Source organism: Streptomyces sp. NPDC001599 (genome assembly GCF_042893535.1).
Lineage (GTDB): Bacteria > Actinomycetota > Actinomycetes > Streptomycetales > Streptomycetaceae > Streptomyces.
In genome coordinates this window covers 290,353-315,912 of record NZ_JBIAVA010000005.1, presented here as the reverse complement: position 1 = coordinate 315,912, position 25,560 = coordinate 290,353, and the positions used below count along the sequence as shown (strand labels likewise).

Genomic DNA, 25,560 nt, shown 5'->3' with positions numbered 1-25,560 from the left:
GGGGTGGGAGCGGACTGGGTCAGTCTGCAGCCTCGGTCCGGCGGTCTTGTTGTGCCTGCACCGAGGTCAGAAGGATGGTGTTCCAGTAGTCCACCCGGTCTTGTCGGCCACGTTCCCAGCGGCCGAGGCCGAAGCAGTCCTCAAGCAGGAGGTAGAGCAAGGCCTTTGTGACGGGTGCGTCGTTGCTTCCCCCGCGCTTTCCGTCGTTGAAGTCACTTCGGAAGGCCTTGTTGAGAAGCACAGAGTTGTTCTCGCGGTCCAGGTCGAAGAACTTGTCCCGCGGCAGCGTGGCCCAGGTGAAAGCGATCGGTTCTTCGCCTGGCTTCTCAGGCAGCTCCTCTTTGATGACCCGCTTGATCTTCGGGTCCATGCCCTTACCTGGAGGTGTCACGGGCCGACGGACGATCTCAGTACGCTTCGCCCCGTCGCGGTACGTGGCTTCTGCTTCGCTGAGATACTCGTGGAAGGTCCCTCCAGACGCATCCAGAGCCTTCTCTACTCCGAGCGTGAAGGCGGGCGTGACAGTGACGCTCTCCTTCTTGACGTCAAGACTCAGCACACTGGTTTCGTGACTCGGTAGGTCTACTGCCACGCGAGCCAGCGCCAAGTGCCCCTCGGGGTTGCGCAGACCGTTCCATCCGCCAGCTTGGACAAGCCGGTTGTTTCGGTAGAAGTAGAAACCCTGCCGGTCCGTGAGGGGACCGATCTGCCGGAACCCGGCCTGCTTCGACTTGGCTGGCCAGATGTGTGCCGTCAGCTGCACGTCTCCCAGGCCCTCTACAGGGGCCGTAAAGGAGCGGGGATAGCGGGCCCTGCCGGGCACCTTGTAGCCGAATGGGTCCAGTGCTTCGACAGCTATGTGGTCCACTTCCTCACCGAGGAGGCCCTCACCGCTGCTCACATCCCAGACTGCGATGTCGAGCTTGAGGCCCTCCTGGAGGAAGCGGTGCAAGTAGAGACCGAGGTGTGTTTCCAGGCGAGCAATTGCCTTCGACAGGAACTGGTCGCTCTGGCCAGTCGTCACGGTCTCGAACACCCGCACCTGGTCCCAGCGCACGATCGTGCCGTGCCACTCGATGAGGCCGTCGTACCGGTCCACGAGTTCCTGGGCGTAGCGCGGGTCGACGGTGTCACAGCGAAAGCTGTCCTCAATGCCCTCTGCGGTGAGACGACGCCCTGCGGCGCGGCTGCGCTTTGTACGGCTGACCACAGTGAGGGACGCAGCGTGCGAGAGCGAAGCGGCCTTGAGGCCGGTGCCGTACATGCCGAGTGCGCCGTCGCCGTACTCACGGCGTCGGCCCACTGTCATAGCTCCGTCGAGGCCGGCATCGTCCATGCCAGTGCCGTTGTCGATGACCAGCAGAGTCAGGATTCGTTTGGCATCACGCAGGAAGTGCACGACGATCTTGTCGGCACCAGCGTCGATCGAGTTGTCGATCAGATCGGCCAGTGCAACCTCGAAGCCGTAGCCCTGGTTGGTCAACGCCTTGCCGTAGCCGGCGTCCGGGGGCAGATGGGTGCTGCCGGTCGTGGGGACCTCGTACTGCCAGACGGTCCCGGGCTCGTAGGGCATTGCGCTTCCTCTATACACAGGTCTGGGCCTGCTCAACGAGTGATGGGCCCTCCGGATCGGTTGGTTCATGTGACGGTACTGCAAAGGTCGGACATAGAGGCAGTTGAACTGTGAAGAAGGGTGGTTCGTCCATAATCCGTCCTCAGGAGATGGTTACTGCCGCCCATCTCCCCCGCAACGACGACAACACCAACTGCCCGACCCGCGTGTCCAATGCCACCGCCGTCGCCGCCACCACCAACACGGCCAAGGCGATGAGCAGGTGGGGCAGGGAGTCGTTCCCCATGACTTAGACGATGCCCAGGACCGTGCCCAGCGGTAGGCCGAGGACGGTCAGGACGCCCAGGGCGCCGCAGATCTGCTGGCTCTCCTGGGTCTGGACCAGGCGACTGTGGTCGGCAGCTCGGCGAGGATCTCGGTAAAGCGGACCGGAATCCGGTGCTGGTTCTGGAAGGCGATGAGGAGCCCGTTCGCGGGGCCGTGGGCGGTGAGGTGCTGGCGCCAGAAGCCGCTGCGGAAGTGGGCGATGTCGCGTTCCAGGGTGGCTACGCGGCGGACCGGATGGTGGGGGGGTCATGTACGTGACGCTGCTCGCGCTCGCCGACGCCACGCTCCAGGCATGATCCGGGGACTTGCAGGCGGTCCTCCCGGGCGAATCGAGGTTGATGCCACGGTTGCGGGCCGTGGAATGGCTGGTGAAGGCCGGAGCGGCGTACGATCCAGGCCTCTTCGGCGGTCTCTCGCCCTTTTACCTGGTCAACGTGCCGTCAGGGGTCTCCTGTACGGAGACCTTCTTCGCCTGTCGGCCCAGGATGTCGGACACGACGTTGCGGATGCCGTCCGGGTCGTTCTTCTGCTGGGGGGCCGGGTCGGATTTCTCGATGGCAGTTTTCAAGTACGCGGGATTCCACGAAGAGATGGCGCCGCTGACGTCGATTCTCTCCACCCTGCTCTTGCCCACCTGTGCCTTTATCGCGGGCAGGATCTGGTCCGAGTACATGCCGCCGGGGGTCTTGTACAGGCTGGCGTGACCGCCGACCTTGCCGCCGTCGCGGAGGTAGACGGTGATGGTCAGGCAGCTTGTGACCGAGGGATAGGTGATCGTGCCGCCCGGGCCGACGCTTTTGACTTCGCCCTCGGCGACGCTCTTCGCCTCCGCCGCGCCGGCTGAAGCGCCCCCGCCGGCGTCGTCGTTCTCCGCGCGCTGGACGGTCAGGTCCGCGCCGCGTGGCGTGCGACCGGAGCCGGCCGCCACCGCACGCGTCGTGGCGGCGTTGCCCGCCGCGCGCTGCAGGACGGTCACCGCCGACGGGCCCAGGGGGCCGACCGCTCCCCGCGACAGGTCACCGGCAGGGCCCGCCGGGGCAGACGACCGCGGTACCCGGGCGGGTGTCCCTCCGGTCGGTTTCCTGTCCACGTGCTCGTGCTGGTGCAAGGCGTCCCCCCTCGGGCTCGGCATGACGCCTCTCACCGTGTCGCCCCGCCGCCGGGGCGCAAGACACGCGGGGGCAGACAAGAGGGCACTCCACCGTGCTCTCCGAAGGGCCGCGACCACGGGTGGGTGATCCGTCGCAGGATCGGGATGCGCGCGCTGTGTCCGGGCCGTCCCGGCGGCACGACAGTCCGGGTTGGTAATCTGCCGCGATGGACGAGGTGTTGGACGAAGGACCGTTCTTTCACGGTACGAAGGCCGAGCTGCGGGTGGGGGAGCACCTCACCGCCGGGTTCCCTTCGAACTACCGGCCCGAGATCCTGATGAACCACATCTACTTCACCGCGTTGCGTGACGGCGCGGGGCTCGCCGCCGAGCTTGCCGCCGGGGACGGGGAACCGCGCGTGTACGCCGTCGAGCCGACCGGGGCGTTCGAGAACGACCCGAACGTGACCGACAAGAAGTTCCCCGGCAATCCCACCCGCTCCTACCGCAGCACGGAGCCGCTCCGGGTCCTCGGCGAAGTCACCGACTGGACGCGGCAGACGCCCGAAGCCCTCCAGATGTGGCGGGAGCGGCTGGCCGCGATGCGGTTGGAAGGGCGGGCCGAGATCATCAACTGACGGGGGCCTCAGCCCTGCGTTCCGCCCGCCAGGAACCCCGTCAGCCCGTCCAGCAGCATCCCGCTGCCCTGCTCCGCGCCGTCCCGTTCCTCCGCCGTGTCGCAGGTCTGGCGGAGGGTGATCACGGTGTTGCGGGGGCCCTGCTCCGCGAGTTCCACGGTCATCGTCGCCGGGTCCGGGCGGCCCGGGACGTCCATGCCGATGGTCAGGGCGCGGTGCTCGGCGACCTCGATGTAGGAGCCGGTCAGGGGGAACTCCGCGCCGTCGGGTGTGCGCATCGTGGCCTTCCAGGTGCCGCCGGGGCGGACGTCCATCTCCACGGAGCCGGGGACGGCGTAGGCCCACTGGGCGTACTGGTCGGGGGTGGTCCAGGCCTGCCAGACCTGGGCCGCGGGGGCGTCCAGGGTGCGGGTGAGGGTGTAGGAGAAGCCGTTGTCCGCCGCGGTGGGCGTCTGGTCGGTGCTCATGTCGTCGTGTCTCCTCGGTGGCGGCGCCTCGCCCGCTGTCGGCGAGGCTCTCGCACCTGTAGACGACCGGCGGCGCCGGAACTCATCGCCCCGGCGCCGGTTTCCTACTGGCCGTGGCACTCCCCGTACGCCCGTCCCGACCCGCACCAGCAAGCCGCCCCGCGCTGCGGCGGCCACGCCACCGCGAGTCCCCGGGCCGCCAGGGTCGTCGCGTACTGCGGGAGCAGGACCGGGTCGGCCGGGGAGGCGCCCTCCGACGCCGCGAAGGCCTCGTAGGAGGGGACCGTGCCCGGGACCACGCCCAGGTTCGGGGTGCCCGACGAGGCCAGTTCGCGCAGGGCCGCCTCTATCGATGCCAGGTGGGCGTCGTAGGAGGGGTATTCGGAGGCTAGGGACGGGTACGCCTCGATCAGTTCCGTCAGTTCGGCGGCCGGCCAGTGGAGCATGGCCACCGGGAAGGGGCGGGACAGGGCCTCGCGGTAGGCGCCCAGCTCGGCGCGCAGACGGGAGATCTCCGCCTCCAGGTCCGCCGGATTGTCCGAGCCCAGGGACCAGACGCGCTTCGGGTCGTGCAGCTCGTCCAGGGAGACCGGCATCGAGTGCAGGGTGTCGGCCAGGGTGTCCCAGTCGTCGTGGGCCAGGCCCAGCATGCGGCGGACGCGGTGGCGGCCGTAGAGGAGGGGGTGGGTGGCGTACGGGGGTTCCGGCACGTCCGTCAGGAGCAGGCGGGCGCCCTCCGTGAACGTCTCCTGCGCCGCCTCCAGCTCGTCGTGGGACTCCAGGGCCTCGGCAATGATCACCCAGGGGGCCGGGTCGCGCGGCGACGCAGCCCGCACGCCGTCGATGATCGCCCTGGCCTCCGCCTCGTGGTCGTACTCCCAGAGGTTGGACGCCTTCAGGGCCCGGACCAGGGACGGGTTGTCCAGCGGGACCGAGGTCCCGGAGGACAGCAGGCGGTCGTAGAGCTTCGTCGCGGCGGGGCGGTCGCCGGACAGTTCCAGGTGTGCGGCGGCGCGCAGGAGCAGGGCCTCGGCGTCCTCGGGGTAGAGGCCGGCGGTCCGTTCCAGGCGGGCCGCCTCGGCGGCGTGGTCGACGTTTTCGGCGGGCGTGTCGGGGCGCATGGGGGACACCGTACTGCCGTGAGGTGACGAGGGTCAGCCTCACCGGGGCGGGGATCCGGGGAGCTGGGGCAGGCGGGGCCGGGTGCGCGCCGCCCCGCTCAGTGCCGCTCCCGCAGCGTCCCCACCAGCACCGCCGCCACCACCGCCAGCGCCGCCGACACCCACAGCGCCACGTCCGTGCCCGCCCCCGGGCTTCCCGCCGACGTCGCGATCGCGATCGTCAGGGCGACCCCGGCGCACGAGCCGATGTAGCGGAACGTCTGCTGCGCGCCCGAGCCCATCGCCGCGCGGGCCGCCGGTACCGACTCCACCGCGAGCAGCGGCAGCGCGGCGTTCAGCAGGCCGCTGCCCACGCCCGCCACGACCAGGCCGGGCAGCAGCCGGGGCCAGGAGCCCGCGCCGACCGCGCCGAGCATGGTCAGGACGCCGATGCCGTGCAGGGTGAAACCGACGGCCAACTGGTGGCGCGGGGAGACCCGGTGGGCGATGCGGCGGGCCTGGAGCGCCACCGCGAAGGCCAGGCCGGCCCAGACCAGGGAGAGCAGGGCCGTGTCCATCGGGGACAGGCCGAGCGTCCGTTGCAGCACCGTCGGCAGGAAGCTGAAGAAGCCGATCACCGACAGGCCCGTGAACAGCCCGCCCGCCGAGGAGGCCAGGAAGAGCGGGCGGCGCAGCAGGGACAGGTCGATCATCGGGGTGGCCGCGCGGCGCTCCACGACCACGAACAGGGCGCCCAGCAGCACCGCCGCCGCCAGCAGCAGGCCCACCGGCGCCCGCAGCCAGCCGTCCCGGCCCAGCGTCAGCGCGGCCACCAGCGCGACCAGCGCCGGTCCGAACGTCAACGCCCCGGCGAGGTCCGGCCGCCCCTCCCGCGGTGAGCGCGACTCCGACAGGGCCCGCGCGCCGAGCCCCGCCACCACCAGCGCGGCGGCGCCGAGGACGCCGTACGCCAGCCGCCAGTCGGGGATCGCGCCGACGAGTACGGGGCCCACGGCTATCCCGCCGCTGACGAAGGCGCCCCACACGCCGGTGGCACGCAGTCGGCCGGCCGGGGTGGGGAAGGCGTGTACGAGCAGGCCGAGGCTGCTGGCGAGGAGCGCCGCGCTCGCCGCGCCCTGCGCGACGCGGGCCAGCGTGAACAGCCAGGTCGTGGACGCGAACGCGCCCAGGACGGTGGTGATGCCGAGGGCCAGCGTGCCGGAGACGAAGAGCCGGCGGCGCCCGTAGTCGTCGGCCAGGCTGCCGGCCACCAGGAGCAGGGCGGCCAGGCCGAGTGGGGTGCCGTTGATCAGCCAGGCCTGGGCGGACAGCGGGGTGTGCAGGGCGGCGGCCGTATCGGGGAGCGTCACGAGCGGCGCGGTGTACGTCATCAGCGCGACGGCGGTCGCGGCACTGGTCAGCGCGAGGGTGCGGCCGGGACGCGGGGGCGGCGAGGCGCGTTCAGCGGGCGGCGCCGGTGTCGCCGCTGTCGCGGTGGTGGGTGTGGCGGGGGAGTCCGTGCCGGTGTCGCTCATGGGTGGCGGTCCGCTCTCGATGGTTCGACGGAGGGTGGGTCCGAGTTGTGGGTTCGGTCAATGAACCGACGTGAGGCGGCCAACCTAACACTGTCGGTTCGGTGACTGAACCTTTTGGCGGAAAGTGGCTACAGTGGACCGCATGGCACTGGGCAAGGACTACGCGACGCAGGAGTGCTCGATCGCCCGCGCACTGGAGGTCGTCGGCGAGCGGTGGACGCTGCTGGTGATCCGCGACGCGCTCTACGGCGTCCGGCGTTACAACGACTTCCTCGTCCACCTCGGCATCCCGCGCGCCGTCCTGGCCAACCGCCTCCAGGCGCTCACCGCCGAGGGAATCCTGGAGAAGCGCAGGTACCAGGAGTCGCCGCCGCGGGACGAGTACGTCCTCACCGATCGCGGCGTCGCCCTGTGGCCCGCCCTGCGCGCGCTCGGCATCTGGGGGCGCGAGCAACTCGGCGGCGAGCCGATGCGCACCTTCTGGCACGCCGACTGCGGCACCGAACTCAGTCCCTACGGCGCCTGCGCGACCTGCGGGACCCTCGTCGCCGTGCGCGACATCGACATGCGGCCGGGCCCCGGACTCGACCCCGACCCGGCGGACCACGTCAGCCGGGCGCTGCTCGGTCCCCGGCGGCTGCTCCAGCCGATCGAGACCGAACAGCAGGGCCCCGCACCACGTCGTCCCGCGTAAGCCGCCCCGGATGAGCCGTCCTGTATAACTGGGACAAACGCGTGTACGAGAGGGGGGAGCAGCCGATGACCCGCGAACGGGCCGTCCCACGCCCTCTCCTCGTCCTGCTGCTCGTCCTCCTCCCGGTCGCGCTCGTCGACGTCGGCAGCCTCTCCGCCACCGTCGCGCTCGCCGCGACCGCCGCGGTCGGTTCCGCGCTCGCCGTCTGCGCCGTCATCGCCGCGCGCTGCGCGCCCGCCGTGCCGCGCACCCGGGTGCGTACGGCCATCAGGGACCGGGACCTGCGTACGGCCTTCCTGCCCCAGCGCGATCCCGACGCCCCCGGCCGCCGCCGGCCCCGAGCGCCCGGACACGCCCTCCCGGCGACCACCGCGTAGGGCACAGCACCTTCCACACCTGGCCCCGCGCCGGTCGTGTCGTCATGCCGCCCCGCCTCAACCCGGCACGACGAGACCCCCGGAGGGCTCACCCACCCATGTCCGTTTTCGCCAGTCTGGTCGAGCACCTCGCCGACCTGCTCCAGCCCCTGTTCGGCGCCTCCGCCGCGGCCGCCGCCATCGTCCTGTTCACCGCCCTCGTACGGCTCCTCGTGCACCCGCTCTCCCGGGCCGCCGCCCGCGGGCAGCAGGCGCGCACCCGACTCCAGCCGAGGATCGCCGAACTGCGCCGCAAGCACGCGAAGAACCCCGAGAAGCTCCAGCGGGCCGTGCTCGAACTGCACGCCGAGGAGAAGGTGTCCCCGCTGTCGGGGTGCCTGCCCAGCCTGTGCCAGATCCCCGCGTTCTTCCTGCTCTACCACCTCTTCTCCAGCTCCTCGATCGGCGGCGAGGCCAACGCCCTCCTCTCCCACCGGCTCCTGGCCGCCCCGCTCGGCGGGCGGTGGGCCGACGCGTTCGGGGACGGCGGGCTCCTCGGCGGGGCCGGACTGGTGTACGTGGCGCTGTTCGCGGTGGTCGCCGGGGTCGCCACCTTCAGCTACCGCCTCACCAGGCGGACGACGGCCGACCGGCCGGTGCTGCCCGCCGGTGACGCCGGGGCCGTGCCGGGCGTCGGCGCGATCACCCGGGTCATGCCGTTCATGTCCTTCTTCACGCTGGTCACCGTGGCCGTGGTGCCGCTGGCCGCCGCGCTCTACGTCGTCACCAGCACCACGTGGAGCGCCGTCGAACGGGCCGTGCTCTACCGCTGAACGCGGTCCGGTCCGGCGCGTGGCCACGGCCCGGTGGCTACGGTCCAGTACGTGAACGGGGTATTGCGGAGTGGATCCCGGCCTTGGAGGATCGACCAGTCCTCCGACGGCCGTCGCGTCGCTGCCGCACCCAGGTCGCGTCATCGTCGGGCGGGCTGCCCGCGATCGAGGAGTTGGGGATCATGAAGCTGTTGCGAGTCGGTACGGCGGGGTCGGAGCGGCCCGCGCTGCTCGACGCCGACGGGACCCTGCGAGACCTGTCGGGCGTCGTGACGGACATCGACGGCGAACTGCTCGCCGACGAGGGCGCGCTCGGCCGGATACGGTCCGCCGCCGAGGCCGGTGAGCTGCCCGCCCTGGACGGCACCGGGCTGCGGGTCGGGCCGCCGGTGGGACGCATCGGCAAGATCGTGTGCATCGGGCTGAACTACCACGACCACGCCCGTGAGACCGGGGCCGAGCCGCCCGCCGAGCCGGTCGTCTTCTTCAAGGCGCCGGACACCGTGGTCGGGCCGCACGACACGGTGCTCGTGCCGCGCGGGTCCGTGAAGACCGACTGGGAGGTGGAGCTGGCGGTCGTCATCGGGCGCACCGCCCGCTACCTGGAGTCGGCGGAGGAAGGCCTCGCCTGTGTCGCCGGGTACGCGGTCGCGCACGACGTGTCCGAGCGGGAGTTCCAGATCGAGCGCGGCGGAACCTGGGACAAGGGCAAGAACTGCGAGACGTTCAACCCGCTGGGCCCGTGGCTGGTGACCGCCGACGAGGTGCCCGACCCGCAGCGGCTGTCGCTGCGGCTGTGGGTGAACGGCGAACTGAAGCAGGACGGGACGACCGCCGAACAGATCTTCCCCGTGGGGGAGGTCGTGCGGTACCTCAGCCGGTTCATGGTGCTGCGCCCCGGTGACGTCATCAACACCGGGACGCCGGCGGGCGTGGCGATGGGGCAGCCCGAGCCGAAGCCGTATCTGCGGGCCGGGGACGTGGTCGAGCTGGAGGTCGAGGGACTGGGGCGGCAGCGGCAGGAGCTCAAGGGGGCGTAGGCGCTCCGCCGGGGCGCCGGGGGAACCACGGGCGGCGCAGCCGCACGTGTCACCGCCCCGCGCCCCAGGTGCCCCGCCCTCAGTCCAGGAGCGCGGCGAGCCTGCGCCAGCCCTCCCTCGGGAGGCGGGCCATGTCGTCCTCCACCAGCTGGAGGGCCACGTGATCGGCGCCCGCGGCGTGGAAGGCGTCGATGCGGGCGCGGATCGTGGCCTCGTCGCCCCAGGCGAACACGGCGTCGATGAGGCGGTCGCTGCCGCCGCCGGTGACGTCGTCGTCCGTGAAGCCGAGGTTCAGGAAGTTCCTCGTGTAGTTCGGCAGCTTCAGGTACATGGCGAGGTAGGCGCGGGCCGTCGCCCGGGCGCGGGACGGGTCGGAATCGAGGACGACCTTGAACTCCGGGGCCAGCAGCGGGCCCTCGCCGAGCCGCTCGCGGGCCTGCGCGGTGTGCTCCGGGGTGACCAGGTACGGGATCGCGCCCGCCGCCCGGTCCCGGGACAGGTCCAGCATCTTCGGGCCGAGCGCGGCCAGCACCCGGTGGCCGGAGCGCATCCCCGCCCGGTCCAGCTCGTCCAGGTAGCCGACCATCGTCGAGTACGGGCGGCGGTACCCCTTGGCGAGCGGGGCATGGCTCACCCCGAGGCCGAGCACGAACCGGCCCGGGTGGGACACCTCCAGCTCGGCGAAGCCCGCCGCCGCCTCGGACGCCTTGTGCTCCCAGATGCTCTGGATGCTGGTGCCGACCACGATCCGCTCGGTCGCCCCGATCAGCGGCGCGGCGAGCCGGGCGGCCGTGTTGCCGCCGAGCCACAGGGCGCCGTAGCCGAGCCGCTCCAGCTCGGCGGCGGCCTCGGCGCGTTCCGCCGCGCCCTCCGGGTCCTCCGAGCGCAGTTGGCCGCTCCAGACGCCGTACCGTCCGACCGATTCCTTCAGGGAAGCCGTCGCCTCGTTCATCGCTTGCGATCCCTCCGGTGGGCACCATGATCAACCTGCGTGTCTGCCTGCCAACCACGGGTACCCACCGCTGATTCCCCGACCACCCCCTGCGGGGCCGGCCGGGCTACTCGCCCAGGAACCGCTCCAGCGCCTCGACGACCAGCCGGTGGTCCTCGACCTGCGGCAGCCCGGAGACCGTCACCGCGCCGACCACGCCGACGTCGGCGACGGTGACCGGGAAAGAGCCGCCGTGTGCCGCGTACGTGTCGGGGTCGAGCCGCGAGGACTCCTCGAAGGTCGTGCCCTTGGCCCGGAAACGCGAGCCGACCAGGTACGAGGCCGAGCCGTACCGCTCCACGACGCGGCGCTTGCGGGCGATCCAGGCGTCGTTGTCGGGGGCCGAGCCGGGCAGCGCGGCGTGGAAGAGCTGCTGTCCGGCGCGGTGGATGTCGATGGCGACCGGGGCCTCGCGCTCCCGGGCCAGCTCGACGAGCAGGGAGCCCAGCGCCCACGCGTCGTCGTGCGTGAACCGGCGGAAGACCAGGCGGCGTTCCTGCTCCTCCAGCTCGGCCACGGTGGGTGCCGTCGGTGCCGTGCTCACAGGGACACCACCACTCCGTCGCGGGCGGACCGGCGGGCCGCCTCCAGTACGTCAAGGGCGGCGGCCGCCTCCAGCGCGTCCACCGGGTTCGGGCCGCCCTCGCGCAGGGCCCTCGCCACCGCCGCGTAGTACGCGGGGTAGTCGCCCGGGACGGTCGCCGTGACCTGCCCGCCGCCGGTCAGCGGGGAGTCCCCGGCGCCGACGCGGCCCCACAGCGACTCGTCCTCCTCGCCCCAGCCGGGACCCGGCCGCTTGCCCTCGCGCAGCGCCGCCTCCTGCGGGTCGAGGCCGTGCTTGACGTAGCCCGCCTTCGAGCCGAGCACCCGGAAGCGGGGGCCGAGCTGGGCGGCGGTGGAGGAGACGTAGAGGTGGGAGCGGACGCCGTTCGCGTGCGTGAGCGCGAGGAACGTGTCGTCGTCCGCCGCCGCGCCCGCCCGCCGGACCACGGACTCGGCGTACACCTGCGTGACCGGGCCGAAGAGGACGAGGGCCTGGTCGACGACGTGGCTGCCGAGGTCGTACAGGAGACCGCCGATCTCCGCCGGGTCGCCGGACTCGCGCCAGCCGCCCTTCGGCTTCGGCCGCCAGCGCTCGAAGCGGGACTCGAAACGCCACACCTCGCCCAGCGCGTCCTCGGCGAGCAGTGCGCGCAGGGTGAGGAAGTCGTTGTCCCAGCGGCGGTTCTGGAAGACGGAGAGCAGCAGACCGCGCTCCTCGGCCAGCGTCGCCAGCGCGCGCGCCTCGGCGGCGGTGCCCGCGACCGGCTTGTCCACCACGACCGGCAGACCGGTCTCCAGGGCCCGCGTGGCGAGCGCTACGTGCGTCTTGTTCGGGGAGGCGACGACGACCAGGTCCAGCTCGCCGGCCCGGTCGAACAGCTCGTCGGGCGTGGCGGCGGTGCGCACGTCCGGGAACTCGGCGCGGGCCTGCTGCTGCCGCTCCGCGTTCGAGGTGACGACCGTGTCCAGGGCCAGGCCCTCGGTGGCGGCGATCAGCGGGGCGTGGAAGACGGAGCCCGCGAGGCCGTAGCCGACGAGGCCGACGCGCAGCGGCGGAGTGCCGGGAGGGATAGCAGTCATGCGTCCTACTTTCGCAACGGTGTTGCCAAAGTGCAAGCGCCGGAGACAATGGGGGTGTGAACAGGACGATCGGCGGAGGCACCGGGACCCGGACCGGCGAGGGCAGTGGCGGGCGGGGCTCGGCGGGCGGCGCCAACCTGCTCGCGCTGCGCAGCCACAACACCGCCCTGGTGCTCGACCTGCTGCGCGGCGCCGGCGCCGGGGGGATCAGCCGGCTGGAGCTCGCCGAGCGCACGGGGCTCACCCCGCAGGCGGTCAGCAAGATCACCGCCCGGCTCCGGGGCGAGGGCCTGGCCGCCGAGGCCGGACGCCGCGCGTCCACCGGCGGCAAACCGCGCACGGTCCTGCGCCTGGTGCCCGGGGCGGGCCACGCCCTCGGCGTCCACCTGGACCGCGACGAGCTGCGTGCGGTGCTGGCCGACCTCGACGGCACCGTGGTGGCGGAGCGGCGCGCCCCGCTGGACCTGGGCGCGGGCGCGGAGACCGTGCTGGAGGGGGTGGCGCGGGCGGCGGAGGAGCTCGCGGCGCAGGGGCTGGGGCGTCCCGTCCCGCAGGGCGCCGCTGACCGGCCGCGGGGCGGTGCTCTCGCCGCCGCTCCCACCCTCCTCGGGCTCGGGGTCGCCCTCCCGGGGCCGCTCGACCACGTCCGCGGTGTGCTGCACCGCGTCACCGGCTTCCCGGAGTGGGACGGCTACCCGCTGCGGGACGCGCTGGAACGGCGGCTGGGCGTACCGGTCGTCGTCGACAAGGACACCAACGCGGCGGCGCTCGGCCTCGCGGTCGGCGGCGCGGGAAGCGAGGAGGGCGGCCCAGGCGCCGGGCCCGGCTCCTTCGCGTATCTGCACCTCGGCACGGGACTCGGCGCGGGGCTCGTCTTCGGCGGCGGCGTGCACCGGGGTGCCCGGACCGGCGCCGGGGAGTTCGGACACCAGGTCGTCCAGCTCGACGGGCCGCCCTGCACCTGCGGCGCCCGGGGCTGCATAGAGGCCCTGTGCCTCGCCGCCGTCGCCCGCGGGGACCTCGCGGAGGCGGCCAGGGTGCTCGGCGCGGGCGCCGCGAACCTCGCCGGGCTGCTGGACATCGACCAGGTGCTGCTGGGCGGCCGTACCGTCGCCGCCGCGCCCGAGGCCTTCGTCCACGGCGTCGGCGCGGTCCTCGACGCCCGCGCCCGGCGCGAGGGCGGTCACGACGGCGCCGTACCGGTGCGGCTCGCGCCGGGGGGGCCGCGCGGCGTCGCGGAGGGCGCGGCCCAACTGCTGCTCGCCCCACTCTTCGGCCGGGGGGACGGCGGCTGACGCCACCGGAACGGACCGCTCCGTCAGGCGGGGTCCACTCCCTCAGACGAGGTCCACCAGGTCCGCGATGGAGTCCACGACCTTGGTCGGCCGGTACGGGTAACGGTCGATGTCGTTGAGCGTGGTCAGCCCCGTGAGGACGAGGAAGGTCTCCATCCCGGCCTCGAGACCGGCCAGGACGTCGGTGTCCATGCGGTCGCCGATCATGGCGCTGGTCTCGGAGTGCGCGCCGATGACGTTGAGGCCGGTCCGCATCATCAGCGGGTTCGGCTTGCCGACGAAGTACGGCTCCTTGCCCGTGGCCTTCGTGATCAGCGCGGCCACGGAGCCCGTCGCCGGCAGGGCGCCCTCGGGCGAGGGCCCGGTGTTGTCCGGGTTGGTGGCGATGAAACGGGCGCCGTTGTTGATCAGACGGATGGCCTTCGTCAGTGCCTCGAACGAGTAGGTCCGGGTCTCGCCCAGGATCACGAAGTCGGGGTCGGCGTCCGTCATCACGTAGCCCGCGTCGTGCAGCGCCGTCGTCAGACCGGCCTCACCGATGACGTAGGCGGTGCCGCCAGGATGCTGGTTGTCCAGGAAGGAGGCGGTGGCCAGCGCGGAGGTCCAGATGTTCTCGACCGGCACCTGGAGACCGATCCGGTTCAGGCGGGCGTGCAGGTCCCGGGCCGTGTACATCGAGTTGTTGGTGAGGACCAGGAACGGCCGCCCGGAGTCGCGTAGCTTCTTGATGAAGGCGTCCGCACCGGGGACGGGGACGCCCTCGTGCATCAGCACCCCGTCCATGTCGGTGAGCCACGATTCGATGGGCTTGCGCTCTGTCATGGGGGCGGGCTCCTGCCGTGCGTGGACCTTGGGAGGCCCATGCTATGCAGTCATACGTTCGCATGGATCACCCCCGCTGCGGCCGAAACCTCGGCCTTCCTGCCATAACCCGATCGGCGTAGCCCCACCCCCGCGCAGGATGCGGGTACGGGGGGCGCGGGGGAGCCTCCAGGTAACTGGAGGTACACGATGGGCTCACTGAAAGTCACACTCTGTGCGGGTGCCGCGCTGGCCACCGCGCTGTGCGCACCGGCCGCCCACGCCTACGCGGCTGACGGCGGCGGTGTCTCCGTGACGCCGTCCTCGCCCGCCCCGGGCACCGACGTCACGCTCCGCGTACCCGACTGCACCGAGAAGACGGCCGTCGCCGTGTCCGCCGCCTTCGAGTCGGACGTACGGCTCAGCCTGGCCGCGGGAGACGGCGTCCTCGTCGGCTCCAGCACGGTCCGCACCAGCGTCCGGGCCGGTGCGTACGCCGTACAGGTCAAGTGCGGCGAGCAGGCGCGCAAGGGCACCATCACCGTCCACGACGAGGGGCGCCCGACCGCACCCGCCTCGCCCGTCGCCCCCGTCGACGCGGGCGGCGGCGGCACCGCGGAGCTGGCCGCGTCCGAGACCGGGGACGGCGCGCGCGTCGATCCCCCCGGCACGGCGCACACCGTGACCGGCCTGGTGCTCGCGGGCATCGCCGCCGTCGCCGTGGCACTGCGCAGCGTCCGCAGCCGGAGCCGCGGGACGGACTGACCATGTCCGAACAGGACGAACAGAATAAACGGGGCGAACAGGACGCCGCACGAAAGGCCGCGCCGAGGACCGCTGCCCCCGGCGGGCGCCTGGTCACCGGCATCGCCTGGGCGGTGCTGCTCCTCGGACTGTGGCTCTGGGGCCGTGAGGCCACCGACGTGCGCGAGGGCATATCGCGGCCGGCCACCGGCGACATGGCGGCCGCCGGGCGGCCCCCCGACGTCCCCCTGCCCCCGGCCCACGCACCCCTCGACGATGCCCGGCCGCAGCGGCTCGACGTCCCCGGCCTCGACATCGACGCCCCCGTCGTGGCCCGCGGCCTCGACGCCAAGGGCGCCATCGAACCACCGCCCTTCGACCAGCCCGGCACTGTCGGCTGGTACGCGGCCGGGGTCACCCCCGGAGCCGCCGGGACCGCCCTGATGGTCGGCCACGTCGACACCGAGACCCGGCCGGCCGTGTTCTACCGGCTCAGCACCCTCGAACCCGGCCAGACGATCCGGGTGGCCCGCGACGACGCCGAGGTCGCCGAGTTCACCGTCGACGACGTCCAGGTCCTCACCCGCGACGGCTTCGACGCCCAGCAGGCCTACGGACCCCGCGACACGGACCGCTCCGAGCTCCGCCTCATCACCTGCGGCGGCACCTTCGACCACACCACCGACAGCTACACGGCCAACGTCGTCGTCTCCGCCTACCTGACCGGAACCGGCTCAGCCCGCCACGTCACCCGGTGAGCGGTCCCGTGTCCCGCGCCGCCTTCGCGAGGGCGCGGACCAGTGCCGTCTCTCCCGCCGTCGGCCAGATCAGGGCCCAGCTCGCCGTCGGAGCGTCGTACGGGCGGAGATAACGCAGGCCGCGCCACTGGTAATAGCGTGCGGCATCGCCGTGGACGAGGCTGATCGCCCCGCCCGCCGCGACCACGGCGGCGAGTTCCTGGAACGAGGAGACCTTCGGGCCGCGCCGGGTGGGCCGGCCGCCGGGGGTGTGGGTGGGCACGAGCGTCTGCTGCCAGTACTCGGGGATGGCGGTGGCGGAGTGCGGCAGGGGCCAGTCGGCCAGGTCCTCCATGCTGACGGCGTCACGGCGGGTGAGGGGGTGGTCGGTGGCGACCATGAGAAGCAGGGGTTCGGTCACGACGACGGGGCCGACGGTGAGATCCGGTTCACGGACGGGCAGCCAGGCGGTCGCCACGTCCACCGAGCCGTTCCGGAGCGGGCCGAAGGGGTCCGTGAAGATGACCTCCTGAATGCGCAGGGCGACCTCGGGGTGCCGGCTGCGGAACAGGTCGAGCAGGTGCATGTGGTCGTGTGCCTGGGAACCGTGCAGCCCGAGAGTCAGCGTGCCCGTCGAGCCGCGGGCGGCAGCGGTGGCCGCGCGGGTGCCGTCGAGTATCTGCTGGTAGCCCGCGCCGAGATCGCGCCGCAGTTGTGCGCCGATGGCGGTCAGCTCGACCTTGCGGCTGCTCCGGGCGAAGAGGGGCGCCCCGATCCTGCGCTCCTGCTTGGCGATCGACTGGCTCACCCGCGCCTGCGACACGTGCAGCCGGTCCGCGGTCCGGCCGAAGTGCAGCTCCTCGGCCAGCGTCAGGAAGATCTCGATGTCCCGTAGTTCCACCACGTGCCCCCGGTCCGTCAGCGATAACTCCTGGGTTATCAGACCATGTGCAGCGGGAGATTGTTCGCGCCCCTCCCGCCCCGCATCCTGGGTCGGACGCAGGGCGGCAAGGAGAAGAGATGCGGACGCGGAGCGTGGTCACGGTGGTTGCGGCAGTCCTGGCGCTGACGACGGTCGGCGGCTGCGGCGACGACGAGGACGGCGGCGGGAGCACGGGGGCCGGCGGCGGGGGCTACGGGCAGTCCGCAGGCAGCGGGGGACGGCTCATGGACACCGGGACGGAAGGCCGTCCGAGCGCACCCACCATGGCGGACATCGAGGCGTTCGTCAGCGCACGCACCACGTGCACCGACCTGCACATGGAGGACGTCGACTCCGACCACGAGGACGACCCGGAGGCGGAGGCGACCGGCAAGCTGTGGGGCATCAAGGAGCGTGCCGTCTGCTGGGACGCGAAGCGCATGGGGGTCACGCTCATGTCCGTCGACGACATGAAGAGCTTCCAGACCCAGGCGCGGCGGCAGGAGTCCGACTGGTACCTCCTCGGTGAGGACTTCGCCGTCACGGGTGGCCCCACGACGACGGCCGACCTCAGGGGGTCCGGGCTCCTCACCCTCCTCTGCGACCCGGAGACCCGGATCCCGAGCGGCTACACCAAGGAGAAGGGCCTCGTGGACGGTTGCACACTGACCGATTTCGTCTCCTGACGTCCGTCGGCCGATGACCGCGTGGGCGCACGAGGCGTATGTCAGGATTGAGCCTCGGAACAGTGCACCCAGGGGGGTTGGATGTACGGCAGCAAGGCGGCCGGAAACATGTCCAGGAGGGGGGCTGCGTCGGCGGCGGCACTCGGAGCGGCGGCCCTGCTGCTCGCGGGCTGCTCCTCGTCCGGCGACGGGGACGACAAGGCCGCGGGCGCCGGGATCACCCAGCAGCCCAAGGAGACCGACCCGTTCTGGGTCAACCCGGACGGCAACGCGGCCCGGCAGGTCGCCTCCCTGGCAGACGCGGGCAAGAAGGACCAGGCCGAGGAGATCCGCAAGATCGCCCAGCAGCCGACCGGCGAGTGGATCAGCCCGGAGAACCCCGAGGAGCAGGCCCGCGGCTTCACCGAGGCCGCCGACGAGGCCGGCCGCACCGCGCTGCTCGTCCTCTACAACATCCCGCACCGCGACTGCGGCCAGTACTCCGAGGGCGGCGCCGCCGACGGCGACGCCTACCGCTCCTTCGTCGACGGAGTGGCCAAGGGCATCGGCGACCGTGCCGCCACCGTCGTCCTGGAACCGGACGCGGTGCTCCACCTCGTCGACGGCTGCACCCCGCAGGAGTTCCACGAGGAGCGCTACGACCTCCTCAAGGGCGCGATCACCAAGCTCGGCGCCCTCAAGAACACCAAGGTGTACCTGGACGCGGGCAACGCCGGCTGGGGCCACCCCGACCAGATCTTCGACCCCCTGAAGCGGGCCGGCATCGACCAGGCCGACGGCTTCGCGGTCAACGTGTCGAACTTCTACACCACCGAGGACTCCATCGCCTACGGCAAGCAGCTCTCCGCCAAGGTCGGCGGCAAGCCCTTCGTCGTCGACACCAGCCGCAACGGCAACGGCCCCTACACCGAGGGCGCCCCGGACGAACGCTGGTGCAACCCCCCGGGCCGGGCCCTCGGCGAGACTCCGACGACGAAGACGGCCGACCCGCTGGTCGACGCCTACCTGTGGGTCAAGCGCCCGGGAGAGTCGGACGGCGAGTGCAAGGGCGGCCCGAAGGCGGGGGAGTGGTACCCCGAGTACGCCTTGAAACTGGCGCAAGGGTAAACGCCCTCAGGGGCGCGGGGCTGTGACATGTGCGGCTACCGCCACGTGGGCGCGATCAACCACAACGCTCCCCGCACCCGAAAACACAACCCGCGGGAGCGCTACGGAACCCGCACCCACTCCGCCTTGCTCGGCGTCCCCTCCCCGTCCGTCACGAACATCATGTACCACCCCGACTGCACCAGATTCCTGCCCTCCGGCACCGTCACCGTCAGCTTGTCCCCGTCCGCCTTGAAGTCCAGCGCGATGGACCGCTGATCGACGTCCGTGACGTGGGTCGACGCGCTCGGCCGGATCAGCCGCACCTTCTTGACCGTCGACGCCGCACGCGAGGTGAACGTCCCCGACTCGCCGCGCGCGATGGTCTGCGGGCCGCCGGACAGGTCCGGCCGCGAGTCGCGGTACAGGTACGGCGGCGTGTAGATCTCGATCCGCTGCTCGAACTTGCCCGGCTTGGTGTTGGCCTTGTCGGCGTAGAGCGAGTCCGAGCCGAAGAACATCAGGCGCCCGTCGGGCAACAGGATGGAACCGGAGTGGTAGTTGCGCCCCACCAGCGGGTCGGCGACCCGCTCGAACTCGTTCGTGTCCGGGTGGTAGAGCCGCGCCTGGAGGATGTTGGAGTCGCCGCGGCCCCGGTAGTCCTGGGAGCCGCCGGAGACCAGCACGCTGTCGTCGGGCAGGATCGAGGCCTGCGGATAGCGTGTGCCCTTCTCCAGTGACGGTCCGTCGACGAACTTCGGGTCGTCCGCCTTGAGGTCGGCGATCCGGGTCTTCTCGCTGGACAGCTTGGACTCGCCGACCCCGCCGCCGCCGATCACCATGTACTTCTCGTCCTGCGCCGGCGGCAGCAGCACCGTGTTCGCCGTCTCCAGCATGTTCGCGTCGCTCATGCCGGGGACCTTGGTGAACTTGTTGGTCTCCACGTCCCAGATGCCCGGGGTGCGACCCACGTCGTCGGGTCCGTACCCCGCGTTCGCGCCCGAGTAGAAGATCTCGCCGTTCTGCATCAGGAACAGCGCCGGGTACGTCGGGAACTGGCGGACCTTGTCGGTGTAGGTCCACTCCTTGGTCTTCGGGTCGTAGACCTCGTTCTTGCCGGGGACCAGCTGGCCGATGTCGTCGAGGCCGGAGACGCTGAGGATCTTGCCGTCGCCCAGGGTGGTGAGCGTCGGGTACCAGCGGGCCTCGTGCATCGGGTCGACCTTGATGTACTTCTCGGCGACCGGGTCGAACTCGAAGGCGTCCCGGATGCCCTGGAAGTCCTTCTTGTCGAGGGCGAGCTTCTGCGCGATGCCGTACGTGTTGCGGGCGTCGGCACCCGACAGGCCCTGGACGCGGTAGTTGTCCTCCGTACCCGTCTCGTACTTGCTGCCGCTCTTCTGCGCCTCGACGTAGATCCGGCCGAGGCCCGGGTCGTTGCGCAGGAACTCGCCGGTCGCCGGGTCGAAGACCTTCTTGGCGCGGGGCACCAGGACCGGGTCCTTGGACACGAAGGTCTTGCGGTTCTCCTTGCCGGTGAACTTGGTTCCCGCCGGGAGGGTGATCGGCTTGTCCGGGTTCTCGTTGTGGACGACCATCAGGCCGCCGGCCTTGGTGACGTCGCCCTTGAGCTTCTCGTACCGCTTGGTGCCGCCCGCGATCAGCAGGTTGCCGTTGGCGAGCTGCGTGTGTCCGGTGCAGAACAGGTCCGTGGGCGTCGGCACCTTCTTGATGGTGCCCTTGACGGGGTCCCAGATCCGGGTGTCGTACTGCTTGTCGTCGGAGTTGTCCTGGTTGTTGCCGGACCCGGCGACCATCAGCACCTTGCCGGTGCGCAGCAGTGCCGCGTGGATGGTGTTCTGCCGGTACTTCTCGGGAAACTCGATGATCTCCCACTTGCCGTTGGCGGCCTTGTACTCCGGCTGGTTGATCTTGTACTGGTGGTATTTCTCGGTGCTGAAGCGGTAGAGCCACGGCCCGTTCATCCCGGCCAGCGCGACTACCACCGCCGTACCTATCGCGAAGCGACGGGCGCGGCGGCGGCCGGCACGGTCTTTCATTCCTTACGTCCCCCAAGTCCACCAAGGGCGATCTGCATGGTCTGGTCGTCTCCCCCGTCGGCGGGGGCGGCCCAGTTGGGCCTCTGCTGCGGCGAGTGCGCCGAGTGTCGTCCGTGCGGCTGCTGCGACGGGACCCGCGGTGCGGGCTCCGCCGCGGCGACCGGGGGTTGCTTCTTCGCCTTCCTCAGCTCGTGGCGCCAGGCGAACATCGGCGACGCGGTGATCAGCAGCGCGAAGGTCGCCCAGATGATCATCGCGGGGTGCGAGTGGCCGTAGACGAAGCCCGCCGTGATCGAGCCGGCGAAGATCACGATGAAGTACCAGTGGTACCTGAACGTCCCGAACAGGGTGTCCGGGCTGGCCGAGTCGCCCTTCGGGGTCACCACGAACTTGCTCTTGCGGCGCAGCACGGAGTCGATGAGCGCCTTCGCGTACAGCGGCGCCGACAGCGCGGACATGATCATGCCGGCCACGCCGCCGGAGCCCTCGGGCTCGTGCGGGGAGACGTTGTGGCGGCGGTTCCAGACGTACAGGCCGATCTGGAGCGCGGAGGCGTTGCCGTAGAGCATCAGCCAGACCGCCGGGTCGATGTTGACGCCGGAGGCGCCGAGGCCCAGGAACAGGCAGCAGCTCAGCGCCGCCAGGATCCAGTTCAGGGCCGACATCGGGTAGAAGATGATCATCATCGTGTAGTTGAAGAGCTTGCTCGGCGGCAGCGAGTACCAGCCCTTCCAGTACTGCTTGAGGATCGTCTCGTACGTTCCGCGCGACCAGCGCATCTGCTGGGTGAAGAAGTCCGTCCAGGCGTTGGGGCCCTCGCCGACCGCCAGCACGTCAGGCGTGTAGACCGAGCGCCACTTGCGGCCGGTGGCCGGGTTCTTGTGGCGGTGCATCTCGAAGCCGGTCGCCATGTCCTCGGTGATCGAGTCGTACAGGCCGCCGATCTGCTTGAGCGCCCTGATGCGCACCGCGTTGGAGGTGCCCACGAACATCGGTCCGCCGTAGCGGTTGCCGGCGCGCTGGATCAGCGCGTGGAAGAGGAACTGCTGCGACTCGGCGGCCTTGGTGATCGGGTTGTCGTAGTTGCCGTAGACCTGCGGGCCGATGACGAAGCCGACGTCCGGGTCGCGGAAGAAGCCGAGCATCCGCTCCAGGTAGTTGGGCAGCGGCACGTGGTCGGTGTCGACGGAGGCGAAGAAGTCGTAGTCGTCGCCGTGCGCGTCCAGCCAGGCGTTGTAGTTGCCGTGCTTGGTCTTGGCGCGGTGCGGGCCCTTCTTCCGGTTCCACTTGGCGACGCCCTTGCGGGAGAAGTGGTGCACGCCCAGGCGCGCGCACACCTCCTTCACCTCCGGGTCGTCGCCCTCGTCGAGGAGCCAGACGTGCAGCAGACCGCGGTGGCGGATCTTCACGGCCGCCTCCAGGGTCTTGGTCACCATCTCCAGCGGCTCCTTGCCGGGCACGAAGGAGGTGAGGAAGGCGACCCTGGTGCCGGTCTCGGGCACCACGGGGACCGGGTCGCGGGCGACCAGGGTGGCGTGCGCGTTCGACAGCACGTTCAGGCAGCGGAACAGCTCGATCAGGCCGATCGCCACGAGCATCACGATGTCGAGCGCGGGCAGCCAGGAGAAGGCCACGTAGTCGCGCTCGGTCCAGTGCTCCGGCTGGAGCAGCCAGACCAGCAGCACCACCGACAGCAGCGGGGCGGCGGCCAGCATCAGGGCGACCCGGATGCGGTGCGGCTCCTGCGAGATCAGCGAGCGGTACTGCACCCGGTACGGCTTGTTCGGGTCGGGCTGGGTGAGGGGGCCCGCGAGGCGGCTGTAGTGCTCGTAGTCGTACTTCGGGAGCGTCTTCTTTATCCGGCGGAACGAACCGGTGTTCCAGTTCCGGTGCCCGGGCACCCTGAGCTGGGTGGTCTGGGACGGGTCGTGGTCTGGCCCGGCGCCCGTCGGCGTCGACGTCATGAGTCATTCCCCCCACACGCGGGTCATGCGTGTTTCGTCGCTTCCTTCGCCTGCACCGGTCCCCCTCGACCGTCACGGACGTATCAGTGGTGGGTCACAGTCACCACGGCATGCACACCTTATATAGACATGGAATGGTGACCCCCGGTTGCATGATGCCCCCCTCGGCATCCCCTCGGCATCCGGCCCCCAACCGGACCAGGGTTCTACGGCGTTCGTCATGATCGCAAGACGTCCCGGCGCCGGATACGCCGAAGGCCCCCCGTGTGATACGGAGGGCCTTCGACCGTCGGTGCGCCGCCAGGGACTCGAACCCCGGACCCGCTGATTAAGAGTCAGCTGCTCTAACCAACTGAGCTAGCGGCGCCTGCTGACCTGCACAACTCTACCCGATGCCGACCGGTGCTCCGGACCACCGCCCCGGCCCCCGCGGGGCCGCCCTCCCGGCCGGGTACATCATTCGGACCGTCAACATGCGCGTGGTGCGGACAGTTGCGAAACTGACCGACATGTACCGAAGTACACCGCCGCGGACCCGGCCACCGGGAGTGTGAGGGGAATCGCATGGAGACTCCCGTATTCGAGGAGATCGAGCCCGCGAGCGACTGCGACTGCGCCGGCTGCCGCCACTGGCGGCGCGTTCTGCCGCACGCCCCGGCGGGCCGCGCGCTCGCCCATCCGGCGGCGTACCGCACGCTGGTCGTGGCCACCGCCGCCGCTTCCGCCACCGCCGTGTCCGTCCTCGGCGCGGGCGGGGCGGCGGCGCTTCCGGCGGCCGCGCACGCCCCCCATCGGTCGGGCGTTCCCGCGGGTGACGAGCCCGGCACTCCCCAGGGCCCGAGAGCCCCGCTGCACGGCCCCGTCGGCCGGCCCGCGGCGCCCCCGGCCGGTGCGGAACTGGCCGGCATCACCCGTACGGAGATCATCGACCGGGCCAAGAGCTGGGTGGCCGCGAAGGTCCCGTACAGCATGACCGCCTACTGGTCCGACGGATACCGGCAGGACTGCTCGGGCTTCGTGTCGATGGCCTGGAAGCTGCCGGCCAACGAGTGGACCGGAAGCCTCGGCACCGTCGCCGACCGCATCACCAAGGCGGAGCTGCGGCCCGGTGACATCCTGCTCTTCCACAACGCGTCCGACCCCCAGAAGGGCTCCCACGTGGTGATCTTCGGCGGCTGGACGGACGGCACGCGCACCGCCTACACGGCGTACGAACAGACCCCGCCGCACACCCGGAAGCTCGACACGCCCTACGCCTACTGGAGCAACTCCGGCCAGTACCTGCCGTACCGCTACAAGGGGATCGCGGCGAGCGACGCGGGCAAGGCGGGCGCGGCGGGCACCGAGGAGGCGCCGCCCGGGGCCGCGGGCCCCGCCTCGCACGGGGTGGCCGGATACCCCGGCCGGGCGATGTTCCGGCCGGGCGCGGACAACCCGTACGTCACCCGGCTCGGCAGGCAGCTGGTGAGGAAGGGATTCGGCACGTACTACACGAGGGGGCCGGGTCCGCGCTGGGGCGAGGCGGACCGACGGGGCGTCCAGGCCTTCCAGCGTGCCCAGGGCTGGCGCGGCGGAGCGGCGGACGGCTACCCGGGCCCGGAGACCTGGCGGCGGCTCTTCTCCTGAGCGCACCGGGGTGATCATCCGTTCATGACGCGTCTGGCGCGGAGGCTGGAGCACGCATGAGTACGACATCGTCAACGAACCCGGAGACCGTGCCGGCTGCGCCGGAGGAGTCCGCGGCGGAGGAGTCCGCGGCGGCCGCCGCCGCTCAGCGGCCCGGCCGGCTCATCCACAACGAGGCCACCACCGAGATCCCCGTCCACCTGCTGTTCCGCGACGACCCGGATCCGGCGCCGGTGCCGCTGCGGCCCGCGGTCGTCGCGCGCCGGCAGGGGCCGGGGGAGCGTACCGGAGCACGGCCGGGCGCCCGGCGCCCCGTCGCGGCGCGACCGCGCCCGGCACCCCGGATCGACCCGGAGCTGACGGAGCGTCCGGCCCGGGTGCTGCCCGGCGCCGCGGGCGTGGCCGCCGGTCTGTGCGGGGCGGCCGGGTGCGCGGCCACCTCCTGGTGGGCGGGGCTCGTACCGCCGCTCGCGGCCCAGGCGCTGGGGCTGCCGGCGTACGCGGGTGCCGGGCTCGGCCCCGCGCAGTGGGCGGCGTACGCGGCGGCGGGGGCGCTGGGGATGTTCGGGTTCGGGGGACTGGCCCGGGGCCGGACCGGTCGGGCCTGGGTGCTCGGCCTGTTCGGCCGCTACCGGGGAACGGTGCGGCGCACCGGCCTGATGTGGGTGAACCCGCTGCTGCTGCGCCGCCGGGTGGACGTGCGGCTGCGGCACTGGCGCAGCGAGCCGATGCCCGCGGCCGACGGCAACGGGGTGGCGCTCAGGGCGGTGACGCTGGTGGTGTGGCGGGTGCGGGACACCGCGAAGGCCACGCTGGGCGTCGAGGACCACGAGACGTATCTGCGCGAGTGCGTCGAGGCGGCGCTGGCCCGGGTCCCGGTGGAGCCGCTCGGCACGGTGCGCAGCTCGGCGGACGTGGCCGGGGACACGCTGACCCGGCTGGTGGCGGCGGACGCGGCGCCGGTCGGCTTGGAGGTGTTCTCGGTGCGGCCGGTCCGGGTGGAGTACGCCCCCGAGGTCGCCGCCGCGATGCACCGGCGCCGGATCGCGGCGCTGGACGCGGCGCAGCGGGCGAGCGTGCTCACCTCGGTCGTGGACTCGGTGGAGGACACGGTGACCCGGCTGACCATGCGCGGGCTGGTGGAGCTGGACGACTACGAGCGCAAGGTGCTCGTGAAGGACCTGACGGTGGCGTTCTGCGCGGGGCGGGGGGACACGGGGCACTGACACGGGGCACTGACACGGGGACTGACACGGGGCACTGACCCGTTCCGCGTTTGGTATGGACATGTTCAATTGTCAGCAATAATCTGAGACTTGGTCTAGACCTGCACGGCTCACTGAACTTCCCCTGAACTTCCCCACACGTCACA

The 25,560-nt window shown here is 71.6% G+C and carries 25 protein-coding genes and 1 tRNA gene; 13 read left to right on the top strand and 13 right to left on the bottom strand.

The window, feature by feature from the left end; genetic code table 11:
- Positions 1-19 precede the first annotated feature (19 nt).
- Complete coding sequence (locus ACFYZ3_RS16290; RefSeq protein WP_388517495.1) at positions 20-1,573, bottom strand: ATP-binding protein; 1,554 nt, start codon at positions 1,571-1,573, stop codon at positions 20-22.
- Positions 1,574-1,722: 149 nt separating this feature from the next.
- Here ACFYZ3_RS16290 and ACFYZ3_RS16285 point away from each other — a divergent pair, with 149 nt between their 5' ends.
- Entirely contained in the window at positions 1,723-1,866 is a 144-nt protein-coding gene (locus tag ACFYZ3_RS16285; protein WP_388517493.1) for a hypothetical protein, read from the top strand.
- 455 nt (positions 1,867-2,321) lie between these two features.
- On the opposite strand, the gene ACFYZ3_RS16280 is transcribed toward ACFYZ3_RS16285, so the two are convergent.
- Positions 2,322-2,876 (bottom strand): hypothetical protein, encoded by a 555-nt coding sequence (locus ACFYZ3_RS16280; protein WP_388517490.1) that lies wholly within the window; start codon positions 2,874-2,876, stop codon positions 2,322-2,324.
- Positions 2,877-3,217: 341 nt separating this feature from the next.
- On the opposite strand from ACFYZ3_RS16280, the gene arr reads away from it, so the two are divergent.
- Complete coding sequence (gene arr, locus ACFYZ3_RS16275) at positions 3,218-3,628, top strand: NAD(+)--rifampin ADP-ribosyltransferase (protein WP_388517487.1); 411 nt, start codon at positions 3,218-3,220, stop codon at positions 3,626-3,628.
- Between the two features lie 8 nt (positions 3,629-3,636).
- Here arr and ACFYZ3_RS16270 read toward each other — a convergent pair whose 3' ends face one another.
- The 3 genes from ACFYZ3_RS16270 to ACFYZ3_RS16260 all read right to left on the bottom strand — a co-directional run bounded on the left by ACFYZ3_RS16270 (position 3,637) and on the right by ACFYZ3_RS16260 (position 6,730).
- Entirely contained in the window at positions 3,637-4,095 is a 459-nt protein-coding gene (locus ACFYZ3_RS16270; RefSeq protein ID WP_388517484.1) for an SRPBCC domain-containing protein, read from the bottom strand.
- Between the two features lie 104 nt (positions 4,096-4,199).
- Positions 4,200-5,216 (bottom strand): SEC-C domain-containing protein, encoded by a 1,017-nt coding sequence (locus ACFYZ3_RS16265; protein ID WP_388517481.1) that lies wholly within the window; start codon positions 5,214-5,216, stop codon positions 4,200-4,202.
- 98 nt (positions 5,217-5,314) lie between these two features.
- Positions 5,315-6,730, bottom strand: coding sequence for an MFS transporter (locus tag ACFYZ3_RS16260; RefSeq protein ID WP_388517479.1), 1,416 nt, complete (start codon positions 6,728-6,730; stop codon positions 5,315-5,317).
- A 142-nt stretch (positions 6,731-6,872) separates the two neighbouring features.
- Here ACFYZ3_RS16260 and ACFYZ3_RS16255 point away from each other — a divergent pair, with 142 nt between their 5' ends.
- From ACFYZ3_RS16255 to ACFYZ3_RS16240, 4 genes are all read left to right on the top strand, one after another.
- Positions 6,873-7,424, top strand: coding sequence for a winged helix-turn-helix transcriptional regulator (locus tag ACFYZ3_RS16255; RefSeq protein ID WP_388517476.1), 552 nt, complete (start codon positions 6,873-6,875; stop codon positions 7,422-7,424).
- A 65-nt stretch (positions 7,425-7,489) separates the two neighbouring features.
- Positions 7,490-7,801 (top strand): DUF6412 domain-containing protein, encoded by a 312-nt coding sequence (locus ACFYZ3_RS16250; RefSeq protein ID WP_360999842.1) that lies wholly within the window; start codon positions 7,490-7,492, stop codon positions 7,799-7,801.
- Positions 7,802-7,899: 98 nt separating this feature from the next.
- Positions 7,900-8,613, top strand: coding sequence for a YidC/Oxa1 family membrane protein insertase (locus ACFYZ3_RS16245; RefSeq protein ID WP_388517473.1), 714 nt, complete (start codon positions 7,900-7,902; stop codon positions 8,611-8,613).
- 182 nt (positions 8,614-8,795) lie between these two features.
- On the top strand, positions 8,796-9,653 hold the full coding sequence (locus ACFYZ3_RS16240; protein WP_388517471.1) for a fumarylacetoacetate hydrolase family protein: 858 nt from the start codon (positions 8,796-8,798) through the stop codon (positions 9,651-9,653).
- Positions 9,654-9,732: 79 nt separating this feature from the next.
- On the opposite strand, the gene ACFYZ3_RS16235 is transcribed toward ACFYZ3_RS16240, so the two are convergent.
- From ACFYZ3_RS16235 to ACFYZ3_RS16225, 3 genes are all read right to left on the bottom strand, one after another.
- A complete protein-coding gene (locus ACFYZ3_RS16235) occupies positions 9,733-10,605 on the bottom strand; it encodes an LLM class F420-dependent oxidoreductase (protein ID WP_388517468.1) in 873 nt (290 codons plus the stop codon).
- Positions 10,606-10,711: 106 nt separating this feature from the next.
- Positions 10,712-11,188 carry a heme-degrading domain-containing protein gene (locus ACFYZ3_RS16230; protein WP_388517466.1) on the bottom strand — a complete coding sequence of 159 codons (477 nt, stop codon included), beginning with the start codon at positions 11,186-11,188 and terminating at the stop codon, positions 10,712-10,714.
- Complete coding sequence (locus ACFYZ3_RS16225) at positions 11,185-12,267, bottom strand: Gfo/Idh/MocA family oxidoreductase (protein WP_388517463.1); 1,083 nt, start codon at positions 12,265-12,267, stop codon at positions 11,185-11,187. The genes ACFYZ3_RS16230 and ACFYZ3_RS16225 overlap by 4 nt, the downstream gene beginning before the upstream one ends.
- 56 nt (positions 12,268-12,323) lie before the next feature.
- Between ACFYZ3_RS16225 and ACFYZ3_RS16220 the strand changes: the two genes are divergently transcribed.
- Positions 12,324-13,562 carry an ROK family protein gene (locus ACFYZ3_RS16220; protein WP_388517460.1) on the top strand — a complete coding sequence of 413 codons (1,239 nt, stop codon included), beginning with the start codon at positions 12,324-12,326 and terminating at the stop codon, positions 13,560-13,562.
- A 42-nt stretch (positions 13,563-13,604) separates the two neighbouring features.
- Here the strand turns inward: ACFYZ3_RS16220 and ACFYZ3_RS16215 are convergent, their stop codons facing one another.
- Positions 13,605-14,384: an HAD-IIA family hydrolase gene (locus ACFYZ3_RS16215; protein ID WP_388517457.1), complete on the bottom strand. Its 780-nt coding sequence runs from the start codon at positions 14,382-14,384 to the stop codon at positions 13,605-13,607.
- 189 nt (positions 14,385-14,573) lie between these two features.
- Between ACFYZ3_RS16215 and ACFYZ3_RS16210 the strand changes: the two genes are divergently transcribed.
- Complete coding sequence (locus ACFYZ3_RS16210) at positions 14,574-15,128, top strand: hypothetical protein (RefSeq protein ID WP_388517454.1); 555 nt, start codon at positions 14,574-14,576, stop codon at positions 15,126-15,128.
- Between the two features lie 2 nt (positions 15,129-15,130).
- On the top strand, positions 15,131-15,865 hold the full coding sequence (locus ACFYZ3_RS16205) for a class F sortase (protein ID WP_388517451.1): 735 nt from the start codon (positions 15,131-15,133) through the stop codon (positions 15,863-15,865).
- Here ACFYZ3_RS16205 and ACFYZ3_RS16200 read toward each other — a convergent pair.
- Positions 15,855-16,748: a LysR family transcriptional regulator gene (locus ACFYZ3_RS16200; protein ID WP_362020296.1), complete on the bottom strand. Its 894-nt coding sequence runs from the start codon at positions 16,746-16,748 to the stop codon at positions 15,855-15,857. The genes ACFYZ3_RS16205 and ACFYZ3_RS16200 overlap by 11 nt on opposite strands.
- Before the next feature lie 116 nt (positions 16,749-16,864).
- Between ACFYZ3_RS16200 and ACFYZ3_RS16195 the strand changes: the two genes are divergently transcribed.
- Both ACFYZ3_RS16195 and ACFYZ3_RS16190 read left to right on the top strand, forming a co-directional pair.
- Positions 16,865-17,452: a hypothetical protein gene (locus ACFYZ3_RS16195; RefSeq protein ID WP_388517448.1), complete on the top strand. Its 588-nt coding sequence runs from the start codon at positions 16,865-16,867 to the stop codon at positions 17,450-17,452.
- Positions 17,453-17,533: 81 nt separating this feature from the next.
- The gene (locus ACFYZ3_RS16190) at positions 17,534-18,559 is read left to right on the top strand and encodes a glycoside hydrolase family 6 protein (RefSeq protein ID WP_388517446.1); all 1,026 of its coding nucleotides are present in this window, start codon (positions 17,534-17,536) and stop codon (positions 18,557-18,559) included.
- A gap of 101 nt (positions 18,560-18,660) precedes the next feature.
- On the opposite strand, the gene ACFYZ3_RS16185 is transcribed toward ACFYZ3_RS16190, so the two are convergent.
- The 3 genes from ACFYZ3_RS16185 to ACFYZ3_RS16175 all read right to left on the bottom strand — a co-directional run bounded on the left by ACFYZ3_RS16185 (position 18,661) and on the right by ACFYZ3_RS16175 (position 22,929).
- Positions 18,661-20,598 (bottom strand): galactose oxidase-like domain-containing protein, encoded by a 1,938-nt coding sequence (locus tag ACFYZ3_RS16185; protein WP_388517444.1) that lies wholly within the window; start codon positions 20,596-20,598, stop codon positions 18,661-18,663.
- On the bottom strand, positions 20,595-22,562 hold the full coding sequence (locus tag ACFYZ3_RS16180) for a glycosyltransferase family 2 protein (RefSeq protein ID WP_388517441.1): 1,968 nt from the start codon (positions 22,560-22,562) through the stop codon (positions 20,595-20,597). Before ACFYZ3_RS16180 ends, ACFYZ3_RS16185 begins: the two co-directional genes overlap by 4 nt.
- Positions 22,563-22,855: 293 nt before the next feature.
- Positions 22,856-22,929: transfer RNA gene (locus tag ACFYZ3_RS16175), tRNA-Lys, on the bottom strand.
- A gap of 197 nt (positions 22,930-23,126) precedes the next feature.
- Between ACFYZ3_RS16175 and ACFYZ3_RS16170 the strand changes: the two genes are divergently transcribed.
- Together ACFYZ3_RS16170 and ACFYZ3_RS16165 are read left to right on the top strand one after the other, a co-directional pair.
- Positions 23,127-24,188, top strand: coding sequence for a peptidoglycan-binding protein (locus ACFYZ3_RS16170; protein WP_388517438.1), 1,062 nt, complete (start codon positions 23,127-23,129; stop codon positions 24,186-24,188).
- Between the two features lie 56 nt (positions 24,189-24,244).
- The gene (locus ACFYZ3_RS16165; RefSeq protein ID WP_388517435.1) at positions 24,245-25,414 is read left to right on the top strand and encodes an SPFH domain-containing protein; all 1,170 of its coding nucleotides are present in this window, start codon (positions 24,245-24,247) and stop codon (positions 25,412-25,414) included.
- Positions 25,415-25,560: the final 146 nt, after the last annotated feature.